The sequence below is a fragment of the Telluribacter roseus genome (genome assembly GCF_017355915.2).
GTDB lineage: Bacteria > Bacteroidota > Bacteroidia > Cytophagales > Spirosomataceae > Telluribacter.
The window spans coordinates 66203-92143 of record NZ_JAFEUV020000001.1 but is presented as its reverse complement, the minus strand read 5'-3'; the positions used below and the strand labels follow the sequence as shown (position 1 = coordinate 92143).

Genomic DNA, 25941 nt, shown 5'->3' with positions numbered 1-25941 from the left:
TAAAATAGTTACTGTACTTATAGGTTCTTCTTTTTCATTTCTCTGACTGCATAGTCGGCCGCCCGGGCGGTGAGCGCCATGTAGGTCAGCGACGGGTTTTGGGTAGAGGTAGAGGTCATACAGGCCCCATCCGTCACAAACACGTTCGGTACGGCGTGCAGCTGGTTCCACTTGTTCAGCATGGATGTCCGGGAGTCTTTGCCCATACGTACACCACCCATTTCGTGAATGTCCGCTCCCGGAGCCGCGTGTGAGTCAACAGCCTTGATATTGGTAAAGCCCGCCAGCGTAAACATCTCCGTAAACTGCTCGTGGTAGTCCCTGATCATCTTCTCGTCGTTGTCGTCCCAGTCGGCTGAAATACGTAGCTGCGGGATGCCGTACTTGTCCTTCAGATTCGGGTCGAGGCGGACAAAGTTAGTTTCTTTGGGTATAACTTCACCCATCATCCACGAGCTTACCCGCCAGTTGCCCAATCGGGTGTGCAGCAGGCTTTCTTTCAGATCGAGCCCTACGCCATCCCGATCCTGCACGGTAGCCCTGCCTCCGCCAAAGCCCGCCGCGTAGCCGCGCAGGAAGTCGGTCTCCTGCTTAAATACGTTGCGGAAGCGGGGGAAGTAGCTGTGGTTGGGTGTACGTCCGTCGGTGGTTTTATCCTGGAGGCCATCGTACTCGGCTGATATGCGGGCGCGGTAGTTGTGCCAGGCTATGTACTTGCCCAGTACCCCACTATCGTTACCGAGCCCGTTGGGGAAGCGGCTGGAGATGGAGTTGAGCAGGATGAGGTTGCTGTTCAGAGCGGAGCCATTCACAAAGATAATCTTAGCGTGGAACTCAATCATCTGGTTGGTATTGGCATCTACCACGCGTACACCGGTAGCTTTCCCCTTCTTCTCATCGTAGATGATTGAGTGTACTACCGAGTGCGGACGCAGGGTCATGTTGCCGGTCTTCTCTGCCCAGGGTAAGGTAGACGCGTTGCTACTGAAGTACCCGCCCAGCGGACAGCCGCGTACGCACAGGGTTCGGTGCTGGCACTTGGCGCGCCCCTGCTCGTGGTGAATCGGCTTTGGATCGGTGATATGCGCGCAGCGTCCCTGTATGAGGTGACGGTCTTTGTAGTTTTTGGCGATGACACCCTGCAGGTGCGTCTCGACGCAGTTCATCTCGAAGGCGGGCAGAAACTCCCCGTCGGGCAGGTTGGGTAGCCCATCTTTATTACCCGATATACCGGCAAACTTCTCGACGTAGCTATACCAGGGGGCAATATCATTGTAGCTGATGGGCCACTCCACCGCAAAGCCATCGCGGGCCGGACCATCAAAGTCGTACTGGCTCCAGCGCTGGGTCTGGCGCGCCCACAGCAGCGACTTACCACCTACGTGGTACCCACGGGTCCAGCGGAAGGGCTTATCTTCCACGAAGGGCTGCTCATCGTCCTTGATCGCAAAGTGCAGGGTCGCCTCACTGTACAAGCCCCCACGGCTGTTCACCGGATTCTGCTTACGAATTTCCAGAGGTACCTGGCCCCGGTGACCAAACTCCCAGGGATTCAGATTCGCCGTGGGGTAGTCGGTGACGTGCTTTACATCGCGCCCCCGCTCAAGTACCAGCGTTTTGAGCCCCTTCTCGCAAAGCTCCTTGGCCGCCCAGCCCCCACTAATGCCCGACCCGATGACAATCGCATCGTAGGTATTCGCTTTCTGACTATCTATGTTGAAGTATGACATGTATTAAATTTCTGAATTCTGAATATCGAATTAGGAATTATTTATGAGTATAGGAGTGATCGTAGCACGGTGCCTCGCCTGACTTTCACTGATTCACTCAATCACTCATTCACTCTTTCGCTCATTGACTCACCGGTACACAGCCGTAGTAGTGGCCGGGCATCATGGTGTACTTATAGTGGTTGACCATCACGTATTCGGAAGTAGTATAGCCCTGGATAGTGAGTTGTTTGAGCAGGTTGTAGTATTCCTTCTGTTCTTTATCTTCCAGCGCCTGTACTTTCAGCAGCAGCTCGCGGCGCTGGGCAGGCTCACAGGCTGCATAGTCCTTACCGTAGGTTTGCCTGGCCATAGTATCCAGCGAATCCAGCCCGAGAGCCACCTTTTTCTGAACGTCTGCCTCATAGCAGTCTTCGATCATCTTCTGAATAAAGTCCTGCACCCGCAGCTCCTTCGCCCCCGGTGTATCCGAAGCCGGAATCAGCGTATCCACTACCTCGGCCAGTACAGCCTGCTGTCGTCCCGAAAGTACCGGCTGGTCAATGACTACAGATGTTTTATTCCAGCCATTGGCCCAGGCTGGTAGTACCAGCAGACCAGCGGCTGACATAGCCATGCTTTTCAACGCAGCGCGTCTTTCCATATTGGTTTGGAGTAAAATATCTAATTATATATGACTATTTATTAAAAGCCTCTTTGACGGCAGTTTACCGTATAACAGCAAATTTTTTGTGGTGAAAGGGTAATAGAACGCCCTCATCAAGAAATCGTAGGATCCCTGGAACAGGTACCTTACTTATGCACTCTATTCTTCCAGCTGTAATCAACCTTACCATCCAGCCATGTTCAAGAAGACAACCAAAACCAAAGAAACCTCCTTCCGCCCCAAAAAATCTCCGCTGCGCGAATGGGCTGACTCCATACTATTCGCAGTCATAGCCGCCACCCTGATTCGCTTCCTCACGTTTGAGGCTTACGCTATTCCTACCCCATCCATGGAGGGCAGCCTGATGGTAGGTGACTACTTATTTGTCAGCAAACTCCACTACGGCATCCGCACGCCCCAAACCCCACTACAGGTACCTCTGACTCATCAGAAAATCTGGGGAACGGATATACCTTCATACAGTTCAACCATTCAACTACCTGCGTTTCGTCTGCCCGGTTTTTCTAAGGTAAAAAACGGTGATGTGGTAGTATTCAATTTTCCCCCGCCCAAACCAGGCGAACCTGATTATCCTACTGACCTACGGACCAATGTCATCAAGCGATGCATTGGGATACCGGGCGATAAGCTGGAGATCAGACAAGAGCAGGTATTTATCAATGGCAAAGGGTTTTCTGTTCCGGCCCGAGCACAAACTACCTACTTCGTCAGGACGACGGAGGTACTTGGCGAGCGCTTTTTCAGAAAATACAACATAGTAAACGACTATAAGTCACCCGAAGGCCCTTTCATAAACTGGCAGCCGATTGAGGTGTATGATGAGGCGAAGAACTCGACTACCCTGCAGGGGTACTGGGTCAATACAACGCCTGAGGTTGTTGCTCAATTAAAAAAACTGGATTGGGTGAAGGGGGTGGAATTGACGACCAAACAGCTGGGTGTGGCTGCCGAGGGTATCTACGGAGGTGCAGTATGGGGCTGGAACCGGGATAACTTTGGACCGCTGACCGTTCCTCAAAAAGGAATGACCATTCTGATAAATGCCCAGACCATTGCCTTGTATGGCCCTATAATCCAGCGGTACGAGGGGAATAAAGCCGTGGAAATATCAGCCACTGCTATTCAACTCGATGGAAAGCCCATTACCAGCTATACCTTCAAGCAGGACTACTACTTCATGATGGGCGACAACCGCCACAATTCGGACGACTCCCGCTACTGGGGCTTCGTACCGGAAGACCATATTGTAGGCAAAGCGGTATTTGTATGGATGTCCATTGATCCCGTACCGGCCAACATCTGGAACAAAGTGCGCTGGGAACGCCTGTTCCGGGTGATTGAGTAAATCTGCTGCTACTTGGAAGTGCGTAGTCTATCAGAAGTTGGCTACGCACTCTCTCTTTCAACCCCTTTCCTGCCTTCCTCCTTTCTTACCAGATCGCCGACTATCTTGGCCGCCTGCTATTGCCCAGAGTCTACCGGCTGACATAGCCATATCAAAAAAGTAAGGCTTTTATTTTTGTGACCGATAGTACTATAAAGTTAAAAAATTATAGTATTTTCATAGCCATTATATATTCATCCACCATTATAAACTTCTGCATGAAAAGTCTTCTACTACTGTGCTTATTGGGCTCGCTGGCTCTCACAACTCCCCCTCTGGTAATAGCTCAGTCCAATCCTGAATGGATGTGGGCAAACAAGGTAGCAGGAGCTGAAACTACCCCGGGTCGGCATATATTTACCAACGCCGCGGGTATCACCTACTGGCTGGGCTCCTTCACCGGAACGGTACAAGTAGGAACATCGCAATTTACCAGCCATGGAGCCTCCTCCGATATACTGCTCGTTTGCTACGATGCGGCCGGTGGAGTTCAGTGGGCTCACCAGGTCAGTAATGGTACCGGTGAGGAAAAAGGGTACGGGATAACCGTGGATGAATCTGGTAATATATACCTTACAGGTACCTTCCAGGGTGAAGCTACTTTTGGTACCACTACGATCACAAGTAACAGCAACAGTGTTGATTACTTTGTTATGAAGATGAATGCCAGCCGGGAAATCCAATGGGCTACATCGGGAGGGCAAAGTAGCTCTGATGAGATCTTCAGTATTGGAGTAGACACTGAAGGGAACAGCTACCTGGCGGGTCGTATCAGTATTGTTGATGAACACCCAAAGGATTATGCCTACCTGGCAAAGTACTCCTCCGGCGGGCAGCTACTCTGGTCCCGTACCTTCCGTGACATGACGCTGCCCTATCATACAACGCGTAATACCTTTTATGATATAGCTGTCGATAAAGCCGGAAATAGCTACGCTGTTGGCTCATTAGTCACTCTTTACACAGATGGACACCATGGCATACTGGTAGCCAAACACGATAAGGACGGCAACCTGCAATGGCGCAAAGTAGAAACAGGCCGCTATGGACACGGAATTGGCTTCGGCATTGCCACCGACAACCAGGGAAACTGCTTTACAACAGGAGAGTTTTATGGTAATGTCTCATTTGGTAATATAGGTCGGTTTGGAGATAATGATGCCTTTATTGTTAAATATGCTGCTGATGGTACGGCCGTCTGGGTCAGTCAGTCCGGTGGAAGAGAGGGTGAACAAGGCAGAGGTATTGTCGTGGATGAAGCGGGCAATAGCTACGTGACCGGGTACTTTCAGGAAACAGCCCGATTTGGGGAGCAGTCACTGACAAGTAATGGAGACAAAGATATGTTTATAGCTCAGTATGATCCGCAGGGTACCCTGGTATGGGTGAAGCAGGCAGGTGGTAGTGGCACTGATATTGGATACAAGCCTGGCGTAGACAAAGCAGGTAATGTGTATGTAAATGGATGGTTTAATGGTACTGTCAGTTTTGATAGCCATAGTCAGACGGCCGACGCCGGCGGCAGTACTATGCTGGGCAGACTACCGAGCCCCACTTGTACGAATATGTACACGGTCAAATCTGGAGACTGGAATGATGCAACGGTATGGTCATGCGGGAAGGTACCTACCAGCCTCAACTCTGTAACTATCAGCGCCGGACATACCATCACTTTGTCAACCAACAGAGAAGTTCATTCCGTACAACTCCTGGGGAGCTTACATCTGGCGGAAGGTTATTCGCTGGCCCTGACTCAAGAATGAGCAGAACGCTATGTACTACGCACTCTCTCTTTCTAACCTTTCCTGCTTTCCTCCTCTCTACCTCACCAGGTCGCCCACAATCTTGGCCGATAGCAGGCAAAGAGGAATTCCGCCCCCCGGATGAACGCTTCCGCCTACGAAGTAGAGGTTATTGAATTGGGTGGAGAAATTGGCATGGCGCAGGAAGGCGGCGAAGCGGTTATTGGAGCTGTTGCCGTACAAGGCCCCCTGTGAGCTGGACGTACGGGATTCAATCAGGCGTGGATCCAGGATGGCTTCGCATTCGATGAGCTGTCCTATATCTTGTCCCAGCAGACGACTGAGCTTTTTGATGATGTTCTGGCGGGTCTGATCTATCAGGGCGTCCCAGTCCTGGCCGTCATTGGCGGGAGCGTTGACCATCACGAACCAGTTTTCACCTCCTACTGGGGCATCCCCCGGCTCGTACTTGGAAGTGATGTTGATGTAAACCGTGGGATCGTGGTAAATCGTCTTCTGCTGAAAGAGGTGGTTGAACTCCGTAGGATAGTCGCTACTGAAGAAGATGTTGTGCAGCCCCAGCTCTGCAAAGCTCTTTTTGATCCCCCAATAGAAGATCAGGGCTGAACTGGACTTGGGCTGCCGCAGGATTCGCTCCGGCTGCGGGGCTTTGGGTAGTAGCTTCCGAAAGGTATTGACCACATCCATGTTACTAACTACCACATCATACGGTTTCAGCACGTCGTTGATCCTGATACCTACTACCCTCTTCTCCTGCGTAACCACTTCCTGCACCGGACTATTGAAGTAAAAATTGACGCCCAGGTCCTCAGCTAGCTTGACCAGACTATTGGTAATGGCTACCATTCCACCCCGTGGGAAGAAAGCACCGATGTTGTACTCCAGGTGTGGGATGATATTCATGGTAGCGGGTGTCTGATAAGGATCAGAGCCGTTGTAGGTAGCGTAGCGGTTGAAGAGCTGTACTACCCGTGGGTCCTTGAAACGACTGCTGTTGGCCTTGTTCATGGAGCGAAAGGCATCCAGCCGGTGCAGGTTGAGGTAGCCTTTCAGGGCATCCTGATTAAAGTAGGTACTCACCTTGTGCAGTGACCGGTGCAGGAAAAGCTTCTCGGTCACTTCGAATTTGACGGCGCTGTCGCGCAGGTGCGCCAGTACATGTTCTGCCGGCTCTCCCAGATGGGTTTCAATTTCCTGAGCCAGCTTCTCGGGCTCGGCGTGAGCCGTAAACCGGGTCCCATCTTCGTAGAAGTACCGGCAGGTTTCGGGCAGACGGATGTACTGAAAGTACTCCTTAGGATCTTTACCCGCCACCTTAAATAGCTCATCCACCAGATGCGGCATGGTAAACAGCGAAGGACCGGCATCGAAGCGGTACCCTCCCAGCTCAAAGCTGGACAGCTTACCACCGGGGTACCCATTGGCCTCATATAGCTCCACCTGATAGCCTTGTACCGCCAGACGTATGGAAGTGGCTATACCAGCGATACCCGCTCCGATAACAGCAGCCTTACCTGTGCCCCCCTTATTCATTGACGACTACCTTTTTGGGTGAACGCAGCTGGAAGATCAGGTCGGTCTTCAGATCAAACAGTTGACGCTCCAGCCCCACCGGAAACGTATGCGGATTGACAAAACGCTTGATCCCTCCGTGGAACGAAGCCAATTGGTGCATGACCCGCTTGCGGGCCTCCTCCACACCGGGCAGGTCATACACCAGCTTACCCTGCCGAAATACGGGCACCAGCAGGTCCTCGTAGGAGAGCGAAGAAGCAAAGGTACTGCGACGGGTGAAGTCGTAGGGGTCTACCATCGTAGGCTCAGCGGGTGGTGGTGTTTCTTCATTGAAGATCATATCGGCTATGTAGCTGCCATTTTCGCAGTAGCGCCGTACCTGCTGAATACCGGGCGTCGATACCTTTACGGCTTGCTCCGAAAGCTTAAGCTTGTACTCCCATACATTTTCTTTAGTACAGATCGCCGACAGCTTGTACACCCCACCCAGGGCCGGCTGGTCATAGGCCGTCACCAGCTTGGTACCTACCCCCCATACGTTGATCTTAGCTCCCTGATTTTTCAGGCTCGCCATAATATGCTCATCCAGATCATTGCTGGCTACAATATTGGTATTGGTAAATCCTGCTTCGTCCAACAGCTTACGGGCTTCAATACTCAGATAAGCCAGATCGCCCGAATCGAGCCTGATCCCTCCCAGGTCATAGCCTCGCGCCCTGAGTTGCTCTCCTACTTTGATCGAGTTCTTTACCCCTTGTATGGTATCATAGGTATCTACCAGCAGGGTAACATTATTAGGCATCATCTGCGCATAGGTCTCAAAGGATTCCAGCTCACTCTCAAACGACATGACCCAGCTATGCGCATGCGTACCGCGCACGGGTATACCATACAGCTTGCCGGCCAGTACATTGGAGGTAGCATCAAAGCCGCCTATATAAGCGGCCCGGCTGGCGGTCATACCTCCATCGGGTCCCTGGGCGCGGCGCAGACCAAATTCAAGCAGGAGATCTTTCTCCGCTACCAGGCGCATCCGGGCCGCTTTGGTTGCGATTAGCGTCTGGAAGTTGATCAGGTTCAGGAGGGGCGTTTCCAGTAGCTGGCACTGCAGGATAGGGCCTTTGATCCGGAGCAGGGGCTCGTTCGGAAATACTACAGTACCCTCGGGTACGGCTTCGACATCACACCGGAACTCCATGTTGCGCAGGTACTCCAGAAAATCCTGCGTAAAGAGCGGCTTCCCATCACTGCCCGTCAGGGAGCCCAGATAGGTGAGGTCACTGTCGGAGATACGGTAATCATTAAGGTAGTCAATCACACTGCTCAGTCCACAGGCTACCGTAAACCCTCCTTGAAAAGGATGCTTTCTGAAATAGAGGTTAAATACCGCCTCCTGTTCGGCTTTGCCAGATTTGAAGTAGCCATAGGCCATGGTAAGCTGGTACAGGTCGGTCAGCAGACTCAGGGAAGTATCGTAAAGCTGGTTAATCATATGTACTGGTGTCATACTTTGTTATGTAGGCAAGATAGAACAGCACCCCCATTTACCATACCTACCCCTCTTAATTTTAATAGTACTACCCAAAAAACGCTCGTCTTGTTTACTCTGGCAGCTCCACTGGGGCAGCTCCACTGGGGCAGCTCCACTGGGGCAGTCCCACTGGGGCAGCAGGTTCCATTCAACATCTATTATCCACCATTCAAATTTTTTTTCTTTTACGGTGCAACATTCTTTATTCCCTTTACATCTATTAAGCGACGATCAAAGTCTACCCCGGTAGCCACCTGTTCCGCTCATACCATTTATTTGCCTTTCGTGTAATGAAAGGTTCTATGCTATACAAAGTACTTATCTTTGCCATGTAGTTTTACAATTAAGATAAGCAACCTAGTATAACATCTGTTAGCCATGAAATCATTCTTTACCAAACTATTTGCCGCGGCGGCAGTCGCTGCCGTCTTACTTCCCGGGACACCTGTATCAGCCCAGACGGGTGTAAGAGGACAGGTGTCAGGCTCCGTACTTGACGAAAAACAGCAGGCCTTCCCTTTCGTGAATGTACTGCTCCTTAAAGCAAAGGACTCTACGCTGGCCAAAGGCACCACCACCGATGTAGATGGTAAATACGTAATCGAGCAGATCGAAGCAGGTCGCTACCTGACGCTGGTCTCCATGGTGGGGTACCAGAAAGTATACAGCCAACCGTTTGTGGTAGCTGGTGAATCCATTCAGCTCTCGACTATTACGCTTACTACGGATGTACAGAATCTGAAAGAGGTAAATGTAGTAGCCAAGAAGCCTTTCATAGAGCAGCAGATCGACCGCACGGTGGTGAACGTAGAAAACAGTATCGTATCCGCCGGTGCTACGGCCCTGGAAGTACTGGAACGGGCTCCCGGCATTACGGTAGACCAGCAGAATGAGCGCCTGCAACTACGCGGTAAAGACGGGGTAATCGTGCAGATCGACGGCAAGCAGACCTTCCTATCTCAGCAGGAGCTGATGACCCTGCTGCGTAACACGCCCAGCGATAATATTGAAAAGATTGAACTGATTACTAATCCGTCGTCCAAGTATGATGCCGTAGGTAACTCGGGTATCATCAACATCAAGTTTAAGCGTAATAAGAACTTCGGTACCAACGGTACCTTCACGGTAGGCGGAGGTGTTGTAGGCGACAAGTATGGTCGTGGTAATGGTTCGCTCTCACTGAACCACCGTGAAGGCAAGATCAGTACTTTTGCAACGGTCAATGCCTACAAAGGCAACGGGTTTAATACAAACGATATTTACCGTGAAATCCCCTACAACGACAACGTTACGATATTTGATCAGAAAACCTACCGCCGCAACAGCTCACAGAACTACAGTGTCAGAGCTGGTATAGACTACTTTATTACTAAAAAGACGACCATAGGTGCCCTGGTATCCGGCTTCCATAACGACTGGACTACGCCCCGGGGCGAAACCAACACCCGCATTCTGAATGGCGACAAGAGCCTGCGCCAAACGTACCAGACCATAACGCAGAGTGGCTCGAAGATGAATAACATCAGCGCCAATGTTAACCTGAAGCACCAGTTTGACGACAAGGGCAGAGAACTGACCTTCGATGCTGACTATGTAAATTATAACGGCAACAGTAACAACCTGCTGGATACCCGCTACTTCACCCCTGGTGGCGAACCATCAGGTACTCCTGAGCTGGTACGCAACGGAATGCCTTCGGATATCAATATCGGGGTGGCAAAACTTGATTATACTCAATCAGTAGGCAAAGCCAAATTTGAAACCGGTTTGAAATCAAGCTATGTGGCTTCGGATAATAATATGAAATTCGAGCAGAAGCTGGACGACTGGACGCTGGACCCTACCCGTACCAACCACTTTAAGTACTCAGAGAATATCAATGCGGCCTACGCCAACCTGAGCGGAAAGATCAACGCCAAGACACAGTACCAGCTAGGTCTGCGGGCCGAGCATACTCATTCGATTGGTAATTCGGTTACCCTGAATGATGTCCGTGACCGCAACTACGTCAACCTGTTCCCGAGCGTATTTATATCACGCCAGCTGGATAGCAGCAACGTCCTGAACCTGTCGTACAGCCGTCGCATCGACCGCCCCGACTATCAGTCACTCAACCCGTTTGAGTTCTACCTGGACCCGTATACCTTCCAGCGTGGTAACCCCAACCTGAAACCACAGTATACCCACTCATTCCAGCTGACTCATACCTTTAAGAGCTTCCTGAATACCAGCTTGGCGTATAGCCGCATCAAGGATGTAATCGTACGGGAAGTACCAAGATTGATCGCAGCGGAGAACAAGACTTTCGTCACTACCGAAAACCTGGACAACCAGGACAACCTGAGCCTGACTATATCGGCACCGATACCTGTAACCAAGTGGTGGACCTTACAGACCAACTTTACCGGTGTGTACAACCGCTACCAGACCTACTACCAGAATGAGCTCTTCGACGTAGAACAGATCAGCTGGAATGCTTACGCCAACAACCAATTCCGTCTGCCTAAAGGCTGGTCAGCCGAGGTATCTGGCTGGTACAACAGCCGCAGCGTGTACGGATTCTTTGTGGCGAATCCACAGGGGATGCTCAACCTGGGTCTGCAAAAGACAGTACTTGATAAGAAAGGTACTCTGCGTCTGAACGTCAATGACGTCTTCTGGACCAACAAGTTCAAAGGGGTAGCTGATTTTAGAGATATCAATCTAACAGTACAATCAAGATGGCCTAGCCGTCAGATCCGCGCCACATTTACCTACCGCTTTGGTAACCAGAATGTGAAAGGTGCCCGCCAGCGCAAAACGGGCTCGGATGAACTGCAGCAGCGCGTTCAGACAAATAATTAATAAAATTTGGAGTATCAGTCGGCGAAAGTTGGCTTTATTCATACGATTAGTTTAGGTTAAGAAAATGAAAATCCACTCCCGTATTGAGGAGTGGATTTTTTATTGGTCTACAAAAAAGAGAGAGCAAGACCTACATCCTGCTCTCTCTTTTTACCCTATTGTATTTTAATACAGCCAGTTGGCCTGATTAGGCATTAAGGGCCGCTACACCGGGAAGTTCTTTACCTTCCATGTATTCCAGAAGTGCACCACCACCGGTTGATACGTAGCTCACGCGGTCACCGTAGCCAGCGTTATTTACCGCCGATGCCGAGTCACCACCACCAATCAGGGAGAATGCATCGTTCTCTTCGGTAGCCTTTACAACGGCCTCTGCAATGGCGTTGGTACCTACGGCAAAGTTAGGGAACTCAAATACACCCATAGGACCGTTCCAGAGGATAGTCTTAGAGTTAGCTACAATGTCTTTAAATAGTTTCACTGATTCAGGCCCAATGTCCAGACCTTCCCATTCGTCAGGTATCTGACCCGCTTTCACGGTCTGGCGGTTGGCATCATTGCTGAAGTCATCAGCAATAACCGTATCAACCGGCAGGATGATATTCACGCCTTTGGCCTTTGCCTTCTCTAGAATCTCAAGGGTCAGGTTCTGCTTATCGGCTTCGAGTAGTGACTTCCCAATTTTACCACCCTGCGCTTTAGAGAATGTATACGACATACCACCACCAATGATGAGGTTGTCTACGTTATCGAGCAGACGCTCAATGATCAGAATCTTATCCGAGATCTTGGCACCACCCATGATAGCCGTAAACGGACGCTCGGCATGCTCAAGGATACGCTGGGCGTTGTCCAGCTCGGCCTGCATTACGTAGCCACACACTTTATCCTGGAAGTACTGTCCGATTACTGCCGTGGAAGCGTGAGCGCGGTGAGCCGTACCAAAGGCATCCATTACCCACACATCTCCCAGTTTGGCCAGTTTCTGAGCAAACTCTTCGTTACCTTTTTCTTCTTCCTTGTAGAAGCGCAGGTTTTCCAGCAACAGGATCTCGCCGGGCTGCAGACCAGCCGCCAGCTCAGCTGCCTTATCACCGATACAGTCGTCCGCGAACTTAACCGTACGACCAAAGATCAGAGACAGAGGCGTAACCAGGTGCTTCAGGGAGTACTTTTCGGTAGGTCCGTGCTTGGGGCGTCCCAGGTGTGACATCAGAATACAGGCCCCACCATCGTTCAGTATTTTAGTTATGGTTGGAACAGTAGCCTTGATACGGGTGTCATCCGTAATCTCAAATTTCTCATTGAGAGGTACGTTGAAGTCAACCCGAACGAGGGCCTTTTTTCCAGAAAAGTCGTAAGAGTCAAGTGTTCTCATAGGGTAGGTAATTTGTTTTTGAACGAAAACAAATGTAAACCAATTCTTTAAAAACACTATCTAAGATACGGCCAATTAGCTAATTAGCCATATTTATTACAATTTTTACTACCAATGATTCTATTTTCTTGATAGTAATTAATCATGAACTCTACCGGGCTCTTTACCGTTTTATCTTTAGATAAAGTGCCCCCTAATCCACCCATAACTAGTCCCGATACTCCGTGAGCAGCAGCGAGCAGGCGCGTACCGAATTACCTCCCAAGTACTACCTCGAATACTTTGGCTTTGTCCTGGATTTCGTGCAGAAAATGTACGGCCATATCCTGAACAAGGAGGAGAAGGAATTCCTGCGTGCATACAATGCCTTATCCGAAGATGCCCGTTGCCTTTTTATCCGGTTCAGCAACCGCAGGGGCGCGTTCTTCAGAGTAAATACACTGGCTTATACCGAGATCTGCGATATACCCGATGCCCTTACGGAACTGATTGAAAACGGCTTTGCCGAAGTACTTTCAGAACAGCACGCCCACCGGGCCCCGGAGGTACTTAACCTGTTCAGCAAGCCCGAGCTCCTACTTATTACCCAGTCGCTGGCACCCGTGATTATGCCACCCAAGAGCATACTCAAGCAGGACCTGATGCGCTGGCTCCTGCACGAGTACTCCTTCAAGGTACTTTATGAAGCCGTTGACGCTCTCGAACCCATCGTGAAGGTAGGTTATGAGATAGAGGTCATGATGATGAAGTTTCTCTTCTTCGGGAATCGTCATGCCAATATGACGGAGTTTGTGGTGCGGGACCTGGGCCATGTACGCTTTCAGTCGTTTGACGAAGATCAGCTGTCGGTACGCTTTGCCACCCGTAAGGATGCCGACGACAAGCTGATGGTATCGCTCACCAAAGAGACTTTCCATGAGCTTAAAGATGAGCTACCACCCGAGGAAATCTACGACTGGTTTATGAACTGGCAGGGAGGACTGCCCGATGACCTGAGTCTGGTAGCTCTTCCCTCTTACCGTCAGCTGGTACTCAGGGTGGGCGCCTGGCTGGAGCGTAAAAAACTACCAGAGCAAGCCCTGGCGGTATACCAGCTGACCGATCACGCCCCCTCCCGCGAGCGACGGGCCCGACTGCTACACCGCATGGGAGATGTGGAGGAAGCCCTGGCCCTGTGCGACGACATGATGGCCCATCCGCAAAATGCCGACGAGCGTTTCTTTGCCCTGGACTTCCGGGAAAAGATTCTGAACAAAAAGAAACGCTCTACCCGCCGGACGACGCAGGCCCTGCAGGCCGCCGAAGCCGTTCACATCCCGATTGCCTACCGCTACCAGGTTGAGCGGGGCGTGATTGAGTACTATCGGGAGCGCGGACATAATGCCTTATTCAGTGAAAATGAGCCTTGGCGGGCCCTGTTTGGCCTCTTATTCTGGGATATCATTTATGATACCAACGTGCAGGCTATCCACCACCCCCTGCAGCGTGTTCCGTCGGACTTCTTTCTGCCCGACTTCTACTTCAAGCGGCATAGTATGCTCAAGGCCCGGATTATGGAGCTCGGGAGTAAAGAGGTGATCCGGGATACCGTTCAGAAAACCTACCTGGAAAAGTATGGTACGACCAATGTACTCGTGGGATGGTACCCCGAACTACTGGAAGCCGTACTGAATGTTGTAGAGCTGGTAAGGCCTACGCAGCTGCACGCGATCCTACTGGAGATGGCCTCAAATCTGCGGGAGAATACCCGCGGCTTCCCCGACCTGCTGGTGTGGGATGATGAAGGCTATGCCTTCGTGGAAGTAAAATCCCCTACCGACCACCTGTCAGCGCGGCAGCTCCACTGGCAGCATTTCTTTGCTGATCTGGGGGTAAGCAGCAAAGTACTGCGGGTCATATGGATACCAGATGAAGGCAAGGCCAATGAGCCCGGTACAGCAGATAATAAAATAATTATTGAGTAAAAGATATAGTTGCTTTGTTCGTTATAGAACCTGATTAGCATTGATTCGCTGATCATTCATCTATAATCAAAAGTAGTGTCAACACGACAATTTTAGTATTTCCTTCTAAAAAGGGAGAAGTAGAATTCCGTAAATCCGAGTACTTGTTTACTTTTGTTCCGTCTTTTGGTTAGTACAGTTGTAATAATTTTCTCTTTATCTATTCTCATGAAAAAACGCTTTGGATTTTTGTTGGCAACTGTGGTTGCTACTCTTATGGGCACCAGCTCAGCAAATGCACAAGTTAAAGTACCTGATGACATCAATGCGTTGCTTACTAAGTACACTTGCTTTGCCTGTCACCGTGCCGACACCAAGCTGGTAGGTCCTGCTTATGTAGATGTAGCCAAGAAAGGCTATAAAAACGAGCGGATTGTAGAGCTTATCTACAAGCCTGAGCCTGCCAACTGGCCTGGTTATCCTCCAATGGCTCCCATGACTCAGGTTCCAAAGGACGACGCTATGAAACTGGCTGTATGGATCAACTCACTTGCTCCTAAGTCAACGAAGGCAGCTCCAGCTAAGAAGAAAAGCTAATATAGCTGTTAGGTGTTAGCTATTAGTAATTAGCTTTTTACCTATATATAATCAAAAGGGGAGCGCGGCCTATGGCTGCGCTCCCCTTTTTTATAGCTTCAAAAACTACTATGTGTGAATATTTGTATTTGATAAGCTCTAGTTTAAATCTATTCAGAACTCAGAATTAACTAATCGCACCGGCGACCTGGTCAGAATTCATCAGGCTACTCCTCCGGCAGGAAGGTCAGGTAGCTAAACTGGCTTTCGTCAAACATATCCTGCGCCAGCTCCAGTAACTGCTGGGCCGTAACCTGGCGAATCTCTTCAAATATTTCCGGTAGTGTATCTACTTTACCAGTATCCAGCAGGCTTTTGGCCATCATCAGCATAAAGCTCATGTTGCTCTCCTCCGACATGGCCAGTTGCCCCATCAGCTGCACCTTGGTATGGTGGAGCTGCGTGGTAGTCAGTGGCTGCTCGCGCAGGCGGCGCAGTTCTTTATGAATAAGCGATATACTGCGGTTGAGTTGCTTCTGTTCGGTACCGAAATAGATACCCAGGAAGCCCGTATCCAGGTAAGGGGTATAGTTGGCCTCAATAGAGTATACAAAGCCGTAGCGCTCACGTAAGGCCATATTAAAACGGGAGTTCATACCGGGGCCTCCCAACAGATTTACCAACATAAAGAAGGGCAAGCGACGCTCATCAGTCAGGGCGTACGAAGGACGCCCCATGGCACACTGGGCCTGCGTAATGGATCGTACCACCTCCTGCCGCTCGGGCGCATACAGATGGGGAGCTACGCGTACCCGGTCGGTCTTTTTGGCGGGAATATCAGCCAGGTACTTCTCAGCGGTACGTACTACTTTGGAGAAAGGCAGTCGGCTTACCGACGCCACCACGATACGCTCCGTATCCAGGTTATCACTGATAAACTGCCGCAGGTCATTACTCCCGAAAGAGCGAACCGTTTCGGCCGTTCCAAGGATATTACTACCCAACGAATGGTTAGGGAACAGTAGCTGGTCGAAGTCGTCCTGGATGGCATCCTCGGGTGAATCGTAGTACATGGACATTTCTTCCAGGATCACATTACGCTCCCGCTCAATCTGCTTCTCCGGAAATACGGAATGAAAAGCGATATCGGCCAGCAAATCGAGTGCTTTATCAAAGTGCTCGTCCAGTACCGAGGCGTGGAAGCAGATCTTTTCTTTGGTCGTGTAAGCATTCAATTCACCGCCAACGGTTTCGAGGCGGTTGATGATATGATGAGAGCGGCGCTTCTCGGTACCTTTGAAAGCCATGTGCTCCCAAAAGTGCGCCAGGCCCTGCTGGTGAGGCTGCTCGTCGCGGCTGCCAATGTCGAGCATAATACCACAATGAGCGATTTGGGTATAGGGTACTTGTTTGTGTGCAATACGAATTCCGTTAGGAAGCGTATGTAGCTGATACTCTTCCGTGAGGGTTGCTTCGGTGTGTAAATTACCTACCTTTTTACGGCTTATATTTCTCTTCATTCTTTAATAACACAAAATCACATCCGATAATTTTCGGTGGTAAGGGCAAAAATACGGAATTTTGTCTGATACCTATTTACCCAATGACTCCACAGCGAATTCTGGTCATACAGACTGCCTTTATAGGTGACGTCATACTGGCTACCTCTTTACTTGAAAAACTGCACGGTACCTATCCTACTGCACAAATAGACCTGCTCGTACGCGAAGGAAACGAAGGACTTTTCTACCAGCACCCCTACCTCAATCAGGTACTTATCTGGAAAAAAAAGGAAGGAAAATACAAGAGCCTGCTGCAACTCCTGGGTCAGATCCGCGGGCAGCGGTACGATTGGCTGATCAACCTACAGCGCTTTGGCTCCACCGGATTTCTGACGGCCTTTTCGGGGGCCAGGGTACGTACCGGGTTTGACAAAAATCCTTTTTCATTCCTATTCACCGAAAAGGTCCCCCACCGCATCATAAAGGGTTTTCATGAGGTAGATCGCAATCAGGAGCTGATCAGACAGCATGTAGATGGCCCAGTAGCCAAGCCTCGCCTGTACCCCTCATTCGGTGATTATGAAAAAGTGAAACAATACCAGGAGCAGCCGTATGTATGCATAGCTCCGGCATCGGTGTGGTACACCAAGCAGTACCCGGCTGAGCGTTGGGCTCAGCTCATCCGCAATCTACCCGATCATTATAAAGTATACCTGCTGGGAAGCCCGGATGATAAATCATTAGCTGAAGGTATTATTAACGAGTCCGGACGGAAAGATTTGGCCACTAATCTGTGTGGTCAGCTATCGTTTCTGGAATCGGCGGCCCTGATGGAAGGGGCTGCTATGAACTATGTAAATGATTCGGCTCCGATGCACATCAGTTCAGCTATGAATGCGCCTGTCTGTGCGGTGTACTGCTCCACGGTACCTGAGTTTGGCTTTGGGCCGCTATCGGATGAGTCGCATGTGGTCGAGAAACAGGAGCCCCTCCACTGCCGCCCCTGCGGTCTGCACGGGCACAAAGCTTGCCCCGAAGGGCACTTCCGCTGTGCCTTGGATATACAACTCTCACAGCTCCTGAGCGTGCTGCCCCGGTCATAAAAAAAGCCCGTCGGTCTCCGACGGGCTTTGCTATTTATAGATTCTTGGTTCGGTACTGCTCAATGATCCGGTACAGGGCTTTTTGCTTTTCCAGCTCGGGAAAGAAGTCAAACAGCTGCACGTGCCGGTCGTAGTCAAGCGTAAGGCCTATTTCCAGATTCAGAAGGGCCTCCCGGTACTCACCCGCGTGGATCAGGTACACCGCCGAGCGGTAGTACAGGTCCGGTTCCTCGGGCATCTCGTCCACGGCGGCCGCCAGCAAGTCACAGGCCCGCCCGTAGTTACCCTGGTCGAATAGTACCAGTGACCATTTCAGCCATACTTCCGGATTGGACGGCTCTATTTCGGCAGATTTCTCAAAAGCTTCAAAGGCCGATACTACGTTGCCCAGCTTGTACTCGGTTTCGGCCAGGGCCATCCAGTAGTCAGGGTTTAGCTCGGAGATCTGGAGGGCTTTACGGAAGAAACCAATGGCCTCGTGCCAGCGGCCCAGTTCGGCCATACACAAGCCTAGTCCAAACCAGCCGTCATCCCAGTCACTATCCATCTTTACGGCCTTGCGGTACTGGCGGATCGCTTTTTCAAACTCTCCCAGCTTTTCCAGGCTATTGGCCAGGCAGCAGCAGGTTTCGGGCTGCTCTCCTTCCAGCTCAATGGCTTTCTCGTAGGCATCGCGGGCGCTTTCGTACTGCTCAAGGTTCATGTACGAATTACCCAGGTTGAAGAAAGCCGAAGCAAAGTCTACTTTGATGATGGTCGCGTAATCATACGCCTCCACGGCATCTTCGTAACGCTCCAGCTTACTATAAGCTATACCCAGGTTGTACCACGCGTGGTGCGAGTACGGATCTATGTCAATGAGCTTATTATAGAACTCCAGATGACTCTCAAGCTCGCCGATCAGGTCCAGACAGTGAGCCAGCTCGTAGAGGGCGTGCTCATTCTGCAGGTTGAGCTGGATCGAAAGCTTGTAGTTTTCGATGGCCTCTGTATACTTACCCCAGTTCTGGTAGGATTGTCCAATCTGGAAGTAGATATCGTCCTTTTCATCGGCAGTATCCAGCATGGCTTCCAGGATGTTGATCGACGTTTCGTACTCCCCCATCAGGTTGTAGATAGTCCCCTGCATGAACGGAATCTCGACGTCACCGGGATGAAAAAGCCGGGCTCTTTCGAGTAGTTCCAGCGCCCCTTCAAACTCTCCGCGGTTGGAGAGCAGCTGGGCTTTATTGAGCATCAGATCCAGAGAATACGGATAATTTTCTAACCCTAACTCACAGGCTTTGAACGCTTTCTCCCAATCACCCTTATCTAAATAATGTTCAGCAACTTGTTCGTATGTATCCAGGTCGAAGAACTCATTAGCCTCAGTTTTCAGCATGTGCTCGAAGCGAAGCAATGTCTCTTTCATAAAATCTTTTCTTTCCTCAAAATCTTGCTCCATGTACACTAATTGTGGTTAGAGTAGTAAGTACAAGAGTACTTAAATCATATATACTGTAGTAGAAAGATAATGATAATAATCCTATTATCAAATCCCTTTACTAAAACTTTCACAGACCCTGCGGATGGTCTCATCGGAGGTTCTGAAAGTCAGTCCGATAGCATTTTGTACCTTCTGACTATTGTACTTAAACCGGTGGGTAGCCGACTTTGCACTTTCTTTTGTGATAAGTGGGTTACTGCCTGTAAGCCAGGAGCGTAGCGCCTCAAAGCGCCAGATAATGGCTGTCATGGCTGAACTTACCCGTATGGTAGGTTTCTTCTTACCGAAAGCTGTAGCTACCTTATTGAATAACTCCTGATAGGTCATGCTGCCGGCACTAAGTACAAACCGCTCAGCGGTAATATCCGAAAATAGGAGCCGGTATACTGCCTCAGCCACATCCAATACATCAACGTAATTCATCAGGCCTTCGGTATAAAAGGGCTTCTCCTCGTACACGTACCTGAACAGCCTCGTACTGCTCCGGTCCCAGTCTCCTTCGCCCAGTACCAGCGACGGATTTACGATTACCGCCTTCAGCCCTTCCGCTACACCGCGCCACACTTCCAGTTCGGACAGGTACTTGGTTTTGGCGTAGTGGGTATTGGTTGGAGACTCCTCCCACCGTTGATCTTCAGTAATAACAATATCATGCCCGCCTCCGACTTTGCGCAGATCTGGCCGACCCAGCGCGGCTACGCTGCTAATCTGGCAGAGTTTGCGGACGCCCAGCTTAAGGCAGGTATTGACTACGTTGGCAGTACCTTCCACATTGACCTTGTACATAGCATCCTGGTCACGGGGTACAAAGGAGACCACCGCCGCGGCATGTACTACATAGTCAGTATCTTGAATGGCTTGTTCCAGGGAGTAGATATCCAGAATATCCCCCTCGACCCACTGGACCCGGTCTTCTACCTCCCGTAGCAGACTCCGGTCCGATCCGGCCCGATGCAGAGCCCGCACCGTATGCCCTTCCTGAATAAGTCGCCTGGCAACGGCACTGCCTACTAGTCCGGTAGCTCCGGTAATTAGGATATTCATGTATAGACAACGAAATGTACGCAGCCAAAGTTCGGGTATTGCACCTAGCAATCCAAAAGGTAGCCCGCCACAAAACTTCGGATAAATATACAGAATAGCAAACCGGCCAGGTAGTAGCTACCTGGCCGGCCCCTTTACAAATCTCCTTCTTCCAGCTCAAAAACCTCCTCCACCGGCTTATTGAATACCCGGGCTATCTTCATGCCCAGCGCCAGGGAGGGCGAGTACTTTTCGGCTTCGATGGCATTGATCGTTTGCCGGGACACCTGCACACGCTCAGCCAGATCGGCCTGGGTGATATTCAGAATGGCCCTTTCGATGCGGATGCGGTTTCTCATGCCAGCCTCCTTTCCCGCCGGGCTTCCAGGGCTGGTGCTATGGACAGCAGCCAGTGGAAGCGCAGCACAAAGATGAGCAACGGCGTAAACATGTTGTAAACCATAACATTGATAAATGCCAGCCCGTGCACAAACAGGATACACAGCACCAGGACCAGGGTATTGCCATAGATAGCCCATTGTAAGGATTCCAGACGCAGCTGTGCAATGCGCTCGTCCTCTACCTTCAGGCGCGAAAACCCAACGATCATCAGACCAGCAATAGTCCCTAAGGCTAGTAGTTCATCCACCAGTTGCAGCGTAATGGTACCGTCTTTATGAACCAGCAAATCAATGTTCGCGAAAGGGCCGGAACCTTCCGTAGCAAAAGGCCAGGGAACCTGTACTGCCAGACTCAGCGGAAAGCTGGAATCATCAATCAGCATCCATACTCCCGGCAGGATAGAGATACAGAGCAAAACCCAGCCGAAGGGCTTCCAGGCGTGGGGTAAGAGGTTTTTTGTTTTCATGGCTAATAGATTAAAGTGTGATACAAATAAATCAACGATTCAAAGGTAAAGTAAATAATACAATATGTAAAGTAAACTTTACAAAAGGTAAAATAAAATGTACCAACGGTAAGGTAACTGGTCGTAAAGCAGCAATGCAGAGCCCTTTTTGCTAATTTTGTAGCCGTAATAAAAAAAGCTTCATGACCTGACCTGGCTGACTCCAAAACAGTAGCCAGTACTTAGTAGTAGTTATAAATACCTGGTTTTCACTATTTCATATATTATACAATGCCCATTACCAACCCCAAACGATATACCGTTACGGCGGCTCTGATCTACGCGAATGGCCCTATCCACATAGGTCACCTGGCCGGATGCTATATACCGGCTGATACCTATGTAAGGTACCTGCGCTCCAAAGGTGAGGATGTAGCTTTTATCAGTGGTACCGATGAGCACGGAGTACCCATCACCATCCGGGCCAAGAAAGAAGGTATGACGCCCCAGCAGGTGGTAGATAAGTACTATGACCAGATCAACAAGTCGTTTGCCGACCTGGGTATATCCTTTGATGTATACTCACGTACCAGTAAGCCCATACACCACCAGACCTCGCAGGAGATATTCAAGGATCTTTATGATAAAGGTGTATTTGTAGAAGAGGTAACCGAGCAGTACTATGATGAAACGGCTCAGCAGTTCCTGGCCGACCGCTATATAGTAGGTACCTGTCCGGTATGTGCCAACCCCAACGCCTACGGCGACCAGTGCGAGCGTTGCGGCTCGTCGCTCAGTCCGCTGGAACTGAAAGAGCCACGTTCGATGCTGTCGGGTGCTAAGCCGGTGATGAAGTCTACGAAGAATTGGTTCCTGCCCCTCGATCAGATGCAATCCCAGGTAGAGGCCTACGTTAACAGCCATCCTGAGTGGAAAAGTAACGTAGCGGGACAGGTGCAATCGTGGCTGAAAGAAGGTCTGAAGCCTCGTGCTATGACCCGCGACCTGGATTGGGGAATACAGGTACCCCTACCCGATACCGAGGGTAAGGTACTTTATGTATGGTTTGAGGCGCCTATCGGGTATATATCGGCTACCAAGGACTGGCTCATCCAGAAAAATGGTACCGACGAAGGCTGGGAGCAGTGGTGGAAGCAGGAAGACAGCAAGCTGGTACACTTTATTGGAAAAGACAATATCGTATTCCACTGTATCATATTCCCGGCTACGCTGTTGGCCGAAGGCAGCTTCATTCTGCCCGACAACGTACCCGCCAACGAGTTTATGAACCTGGAAGGCGACAAGATATCAACTTCCCGCAACTGGGCCGTATGGCTGCACGAGTACCTCGAGGAGTTCCCCGGCAAGCAGGATGTACTGCGCTATGTACTTACGGCCAACGCTCCCGAAACCAAGGACAGCGAGTTTACGTGGAAGGACTTCCAAACCCGCAACAACAGCGAGCTGGTGGGTATCTACGGTAACTTTGTAAACCGGGCCGTGGTACTGACGCACAAGTTCTGCGATGGTAAAGTACCCGCCCTTGGCGAGCTGACCGAGCAGGACCAGGCGGTACTGGCTGAGCTGGCGGCCTTCCCGGCCCGCATTGGCGAAGCTATGGAAAACTACCGCTTCCGTGAGGCGCTGGCGCTGATCATGGACCTGGCCCGCCTGGGCAACAAGTACCTGGCCGACACGCAGCCCTGGCACGTGATCAAGACCGATCCGGCCCGGGTAGGTACCATCTTGAACATAGCTCTGCAGATCACCGCTTCCCTCGCCATTGTTTCCGAGCCTATCATGCCGTTTACGGCTGAGAAGCTACGTAAGCAGTTGGGAGCCGAGAACGATCAGCTGAATAAGGGGGCGGCCTTCCGCTGGAGCGATGCCGGTAAGAGCGACCTGCTAGCCGAGGGACATCCCATCACTGAAGCGAGTCTTCTGTTTGAGAAGCTGGAAGACCCCGTTATAGAAAAACAAGTACAAAAACTACACGAAGCCAAACGCATGAATGAATTAGCCGCCGCTGCCGAGGGAAAAGAAGTACCCGAAGTAAAAGCCGAAATACAGTACGATGATTTTGCCAAGCTGGATATCAGGGTAGCTACCATCCTTGAGGCTGAGAGTGTACCTAAGAGCAAGAAGCTACTCAAGCTGAAAGTAGACATCGGTAGTGAGCAGCGTACCGTACTAAGTGGTATATCCGAACACTTCAAACCCGAGGAGATAGTAGGCAAGAAGGTACTGTACCTGGCCAACCTCGCTCCCCGCAAGATGATGGGCATGGAGTCGCAGGGGATGATTCTGATGGCTGAGGATAAAGACGGTAGCCTTGCCTTCGTACAACCGGGCAAAGACGTCTGGAACGGCGGTACCGTTAGCTAATAAAACTTCCACCTACTAAAAAACCTTCAGGGCCCGCCTTGAAGGTTTTTTAGTAGATATGTACCTTAGATATTCAACTTATTCAGTATAAAAGGCACCTTACCACTTTATAAGTATCTACCCACTACCATTATGCATGCTATATCTGCCCGTGTCTTTCTTATACTACTATTAGTTGGTACACTAGTAGGTAGTTGTGTAGTGGAGCCTACACCGGTCGAAGACTTGACTCTTACCGATTCTACTACAGTCAGTCAGCGGCTTGATGTCTCTGCAACTGCCACTACCACTCTTACCGATGATGGCCCCGGACAAATAAAGCGCTATGGGCATGTTTGGTCGGACGAAAATCCGGAGCCAACCATCAGTGATCCTAAGTCGGAATGGAGCAAAGCTATTACCGCTCTACCCTTTACCTACCAAAGTACCCTTACTAACCTTACCGCCAACAAGACTTACTACATACGGGCCTACATCGAAAACGAAGATGGCCTGGCCTATGGGCCGGTTACTACTTTCCAGACCCAGCCCGGACTGGCTTTACGGCTGGCGGCTACCCTGGACGACTCCCTTAAAGGCCGTGATTTTGGATATAGCTATGCTATTTTCGAAAAGGGTGAAATGGTAGCATCCGGTGGCGGTGGACTTCAATCACGTTCCGTTGAATCGGCTGGGGCTATTCCGTTTAATGTAGATACCAAAATGCATGTGGCTAGTATGACCAAGACGCTGACAGCTATGGCCTTTCTGAAACTGGCTGCGGAAAAAGGTATTAAGCCTGCCGATCCTATTAGCAAGTACTTACCGGACGGATGGCAACAGGGGCTTAATCTGGAAAAGGTTACCTTCCATGATCTGCTGACGCACCGCAGTGGTATCATAGGCCTGCAAAACAACTGCCGCAATGGAGCCTATACCGAAAACTACTGGTACGGCCTGAAGGCAATCGTAGCAAAGGGGGTACAGCTACAGCACTACGGCAACCACTGCTACCAGAATGCCAATTTTGGTTTGCTCAGGATACTTATTCCGGCTTTGCTGGGGTACCAATTCACCGGCAACGACCAGATTGACGACACCCGTACTCAACAACTCTACGAGGAGTATCTACGTAAGAATATCATCGAGAAGGCTGGTATATCCACCCCGCTGCTGCTTACTGGTTCAGCCCAGAGTCCTACGTACGGCTATGACTACCCCTACTCAGGTACCCGCGGATTCGTCCCCGGTAATTTTGCCTCCACGGCGGGTGCTTATGGTTTTTATCTTTCGGCACGGGAAGCGGCTACTATCTACGCCAAGGTACTTTCAACTTCCGAAGAGTCGGTACTCCCGGCTGCTCTGAAAGAGCAGCTGCTTACCAATGGCTATGGTAGTTATAGCGCCCTCACCCCCGATGGGCGGTTTAGCTACCATGATGGCTGGTGGTACATATCATCCGGAAATGGCAAAGCGCAGGGCTTCCGCAGTGCCTGGATCAAAGCCCCCAACGACATCACGGTAGTGCTGCTGGTCAACGCTCTGCGCGAGGGAGATAACCTGTTCCCGCTGAAGTCAGCGCGCTACCTGGATATTACTTCGTTTTTGCTCTGGGCCCACAGCAACGCCAGAGTTGTAAAGCCGCTCAGCCGCATCAGCTACGAGGCTAACTTCCACGACTACCTGCAGTATCCCGAGCCCCACTAGGTACGTAGCCTGCCCCATCAGCTTAAAAACAAAAATGCCGAAGCAGCTCTTGCTTCGGCATTTTTGTGAGTAGTAAATTATGTAATTGATTACTTCCAGCGCTCAATATCCACCTTTCGGTGAAAACCTTGGTGCAGCTGGTTGTAAGGTAAATGTATTACCAAATGATGCAGTGTTTCATCATAATGAGCTGCTATGCTTTCCAGATCCACATCATTAGGGATCGTTAAATTGCTGATGAATCGGATAGAGCGATACTCGCTGTTTGACTCGGGATCCTGAGCGAAGATGGGCAGCAGGTGGTATACCATTAATTTGTTCTTTATGATCTCTACCTGTAAGTCCTCGGCCTCAATTCCCGGTGCTTTTACCATCACGAGGTAGCCTTCAGCTCCACTCTCAATCTGCACAGTTGCCTGGCTCATTCCTCCGTTGACAGTATTTATGAAATCTATATTCATCAGTACTTCCTGAGGTATTTTCATCTTATCTTTCATGGTCGTACGTCGTTTCTGGATAATCTAACATCTATACTCCTATGGATAAAAACACTATACCAGTTTACGACATGGACCTAA

19 protein-coding genes are annotated in these 25941 nt (G+C 50.4%); 8 read left to right on the top strand and 11 right to left on the bottom strand.

Going from position 1 to position 25941, the window contains the following annotated elements:
• Positions 1-17: 17 nt before the first annotated feature.
• Positions 18-1730 carry a GMC oxidoreductase gene (locus tag JTN23_RS00390; RefSeq protein ID WP_247231405.1) on the bottom strand — a complete coding sequence of 571 codons (1713 nt, stop codon included), beginning with the start codon at positions 1728-1730 and terminating at the stop codon, positions 18-20.
• A 121-nt stretch (positions 1731-1851) separates the two neighbouring features.
• Positions 1852-2373 (bottom strand): gluconate 2-dehydrogenase subunit 3 family protein, encoded by a 522-nt coding sequence (locus JTN23_RS00385; RefSeq protein ID WP_247231403.1) that lies wholly within the window; start codon positions 2371-2373, stop codon positions 1852-1854.
• Positions 2374-2572: 199 nt separating this feature from the next.
• Here JTN23_RS00385 and lepB point away from each other — a divergent pair, with 199 nt between their 5' ends.
• Together lepB and JTN23_RS00375 are read left to right on the top strand one after the other, a co-directional pair.
• Entirely contained in the window at positions 2573-3742 is a 1170-nt protein-coding gene (gene lepB, locus JTN23_RS00380) for a signal peptidase I (protein ID WP_247231401.1), read from the top strand.
• Positions 3743-3999: 257 nt separating this feature from the next.
• Positions 4000-5544 (top strand): SBBP repeat-containing protein, encoded by a 1545-nt coding sequence (locus JTN23_RS00375; RefSeq protein WP_247231399.1) that lies wholly within the window; start codon positions 4000-4002, stop codon positions 5542-5544.
• Positions 5545-5601: 57 nt separating this feature from the next.
• On the opposite strand, the gene crtD is transcribed toward JTN23_RS00375, so the two are convergent.
• Together crtD and JTN23_RS00365 are read right to left on the bottom strand one after the other, a co-directional pair.
• Positions 5602-7077 carry a 1-hydroxycarotenoid 3,4-desaturase CrtD gene (crtD, locus tag JTN23_RS00370; RefSeq protein WP_247231397.1) on the bottom strand — a complete coding sequence of 492 codons (1476 nt, stop codon included), beginning with the start codon at positions 7075-7077 and terminating at the stop codon, positions 5602-5604.
• The gene (locus JTN23_RS00365) at positions 7070-8551 is read right to left on the bottom strand and encodes a nicotinate phosphoribosyltransferase (protein WP_247232325.1); all 1482 of its coding nucleotides are present in this window, start codon (positions 8549-8551) and stop codon (positions 7070-7072) included. The genes crtD and JTN23_RS00365 overlap by 8 nt, the downstream gene beginning before the upstream one ends.
• A gap of 417 nt (positions 8552-8968) precedes the next feature.
• Between JTN23_RS00365 and JTN23_RS00360 the strand changes: the two genes are divergently transcribed.
• The gene (locus JTN23_RS00360; protein WP_247231395.1) at positions 8969-11434 is read left to right on the top strand and encodes a TonB-dependent receptor; all 2466 of its coding nucleotides are present in this window, start codon (positions 8969-8971) and stop codon (positions 11432-11434) included.
• A 187-nt stretch (positions 11435-11621) separates the two neighbouring features.
• On the opposite strand, the gene JTN23_RS00355 is transcribed toward JTN23_RS00360, so the two are convergent.
• Positions 11622-12812: a phosphoglycerate kinase gene (locus tag JTN23_RS00355; protein WP_247231393.1), complete on the bottom strand. Its 1191-nt coding sequence runs from the start codon at positions 12810-12812 to the stop codon at positions 11622-11624.
• Between the two features lie 224 nt (positions 12813-13036).
• Between JTN23_RS00355 and JTN23_RS00350 the strand changes: the two genes are divergently transcribed.
• Both JTN23_RS00350 and JTN23_RS00345 read left to right on the top strand, forming a co-directional pair.
• The gene (locus tag JTN23_RS00350) at positions 13037-14776 is read left to right on the top strand and encodes a VRR-NUC domain-containing protein (protein ID WP_247231391.1); all 1740 of its coding nucleotides are present in this window, start codon (positions 13037-13039) and stop codon (positions 14774-14776) included.
• Between the two features lie 207 nt (positions 14777-14983).
• Positions 14984-15352: a c-type cytochrome gene (locus tag JTN23_RS00345; protein WP_247231389.1), complete on the top strand. Its 369-nt coding sequence runs from the start codon at positions 14984-14986 to the stop codon at positions 15350-15352.
• Between the two features lie 206 nt (positions 15353-15558).
• Here the strand turns inward: JTN23_RS00345 and JTN23_RS00340 are convergent, their stop codons facing one another.
• A complete protein-coding gene (locus tag JTN23_RS00340; protein WP_247231387.1) occupies positions 15559-16851 on the bottom strand; it encodes a M16 family metallopeptidase in 1293 nt (430 codons plus the stop codon).
• An 83-nt stretch (positions 16852-16934) separates the two neighbouring features.
• On the opposite strand from JTN23_RS00340, the gene JTN23_RS00335 reads away from it, so the two are divergent.
• On the top strand, positions 16935-17936 hold the full coding sequence (locus JTN23_RS00335) for a glycosyltransferase family 9 protein (RefSeq protein WP_247231385.1): 1002 nt from the start codon (positions 16935-16937) through the stop codon (positions 17934-17936).
• A 34-nt stretch (positions 17937-17970) separates the two neighbouring features.
• Here JTN23_RS00335 and JTN23_RS00330 read toward each other — a convergent pair whose 3' ends face one another.
• From JTN23_RS00330 to JTN23_RS00315, 4 genes are all read right to left on the bottom strand, one after another.
• Entirely contained in the window at positions 17971-19380 is a 1410-nt protein-coding gene (locus tag JTN23_RS00330; protein ID WP_247231383.1) for a tetratricopeptide repeat protein, read from the bottom strand.
• Positions 19381-19467: 87 nt separating this feature from the next.
• Positions 19468-20466 (bottom strand): SDR family NAD(P)-dependent oxidoreductase, encoded by a 999-nt coding sequence (locus JTN23_RS00325; RefSeq protein ID WP_247231381.1) that lies wholly within the window; start codon positions 20464-20466, stop codon positions 19468-19470.
• A 134-nt stretch (positions 20467-20600) separates the two neighbouring features.
• A complete protein-coding gene (locus JTN23_RS00320) occupies positions 20601-20804 on the bottom strand; it encodes a helix-turn-helix transcriptional regulator (protein WP_247231379.1) in 204 nt (67 codons plus the stop codon).
• Entirely contained in the window at positions 20801-21313 is a 513-nt protein-coding gene (locus JTN23_RS00315; protein ID WP_247231377.1) for a hypothetical protein, read from the bottom strand. The genes JTN23_RS00320 and JTN23_RS00315 overlap by 4 nt, the downstream gene beginning before the upstream one ends.
• A 270-nt stretch (positions 21314-21583) precedes the next feature.
• Here JTN23_RS00315 and metG point away from each other — a divergent pair, with 270 nt between their 5' ends.
• Positions 21584-23677: a methionine--tRNA ligase gene (gene metG, locus JTN23_RS00310; RefSeq protein ID WP_247231375.1), complete on the top strand. Its 2094-nt coding sequence runs from the start codon at positions 21584-21586 to the stop codon at positions 23675-23677.
• 132 nt (positions 23678-23809) lie between these two features.
• Complete coding sequence (locus JTN23_RS00305; RefSeq protein WP_247231372.1) at positions 23810-25363, top strand: serine hydrolase domain-containing protein; 1554 nt, start codon at positions 23810-23812, stop codon at positions 25361-25363.
• An 89-nt stretch (positions 25364-25452) separates the two neighbouring features.
• On the opposite strand, the gene JTN23_RS00300 is transcribed toward JTN23_RS00305, so the two are convergent.
• On the bottom strand, positions 25453-25860 hold the full coding sequence (locus JTN23_RS00300; protein ID WP_247231370.1) for an Hsp20/alpha crystallin family protein: 408 nt from the start codon (positions 25858-25860) through the stop codon (positions 25453-25455).
• Between the last annotated feature and the right edge of the window lie 81 nt (positions 25861-25941).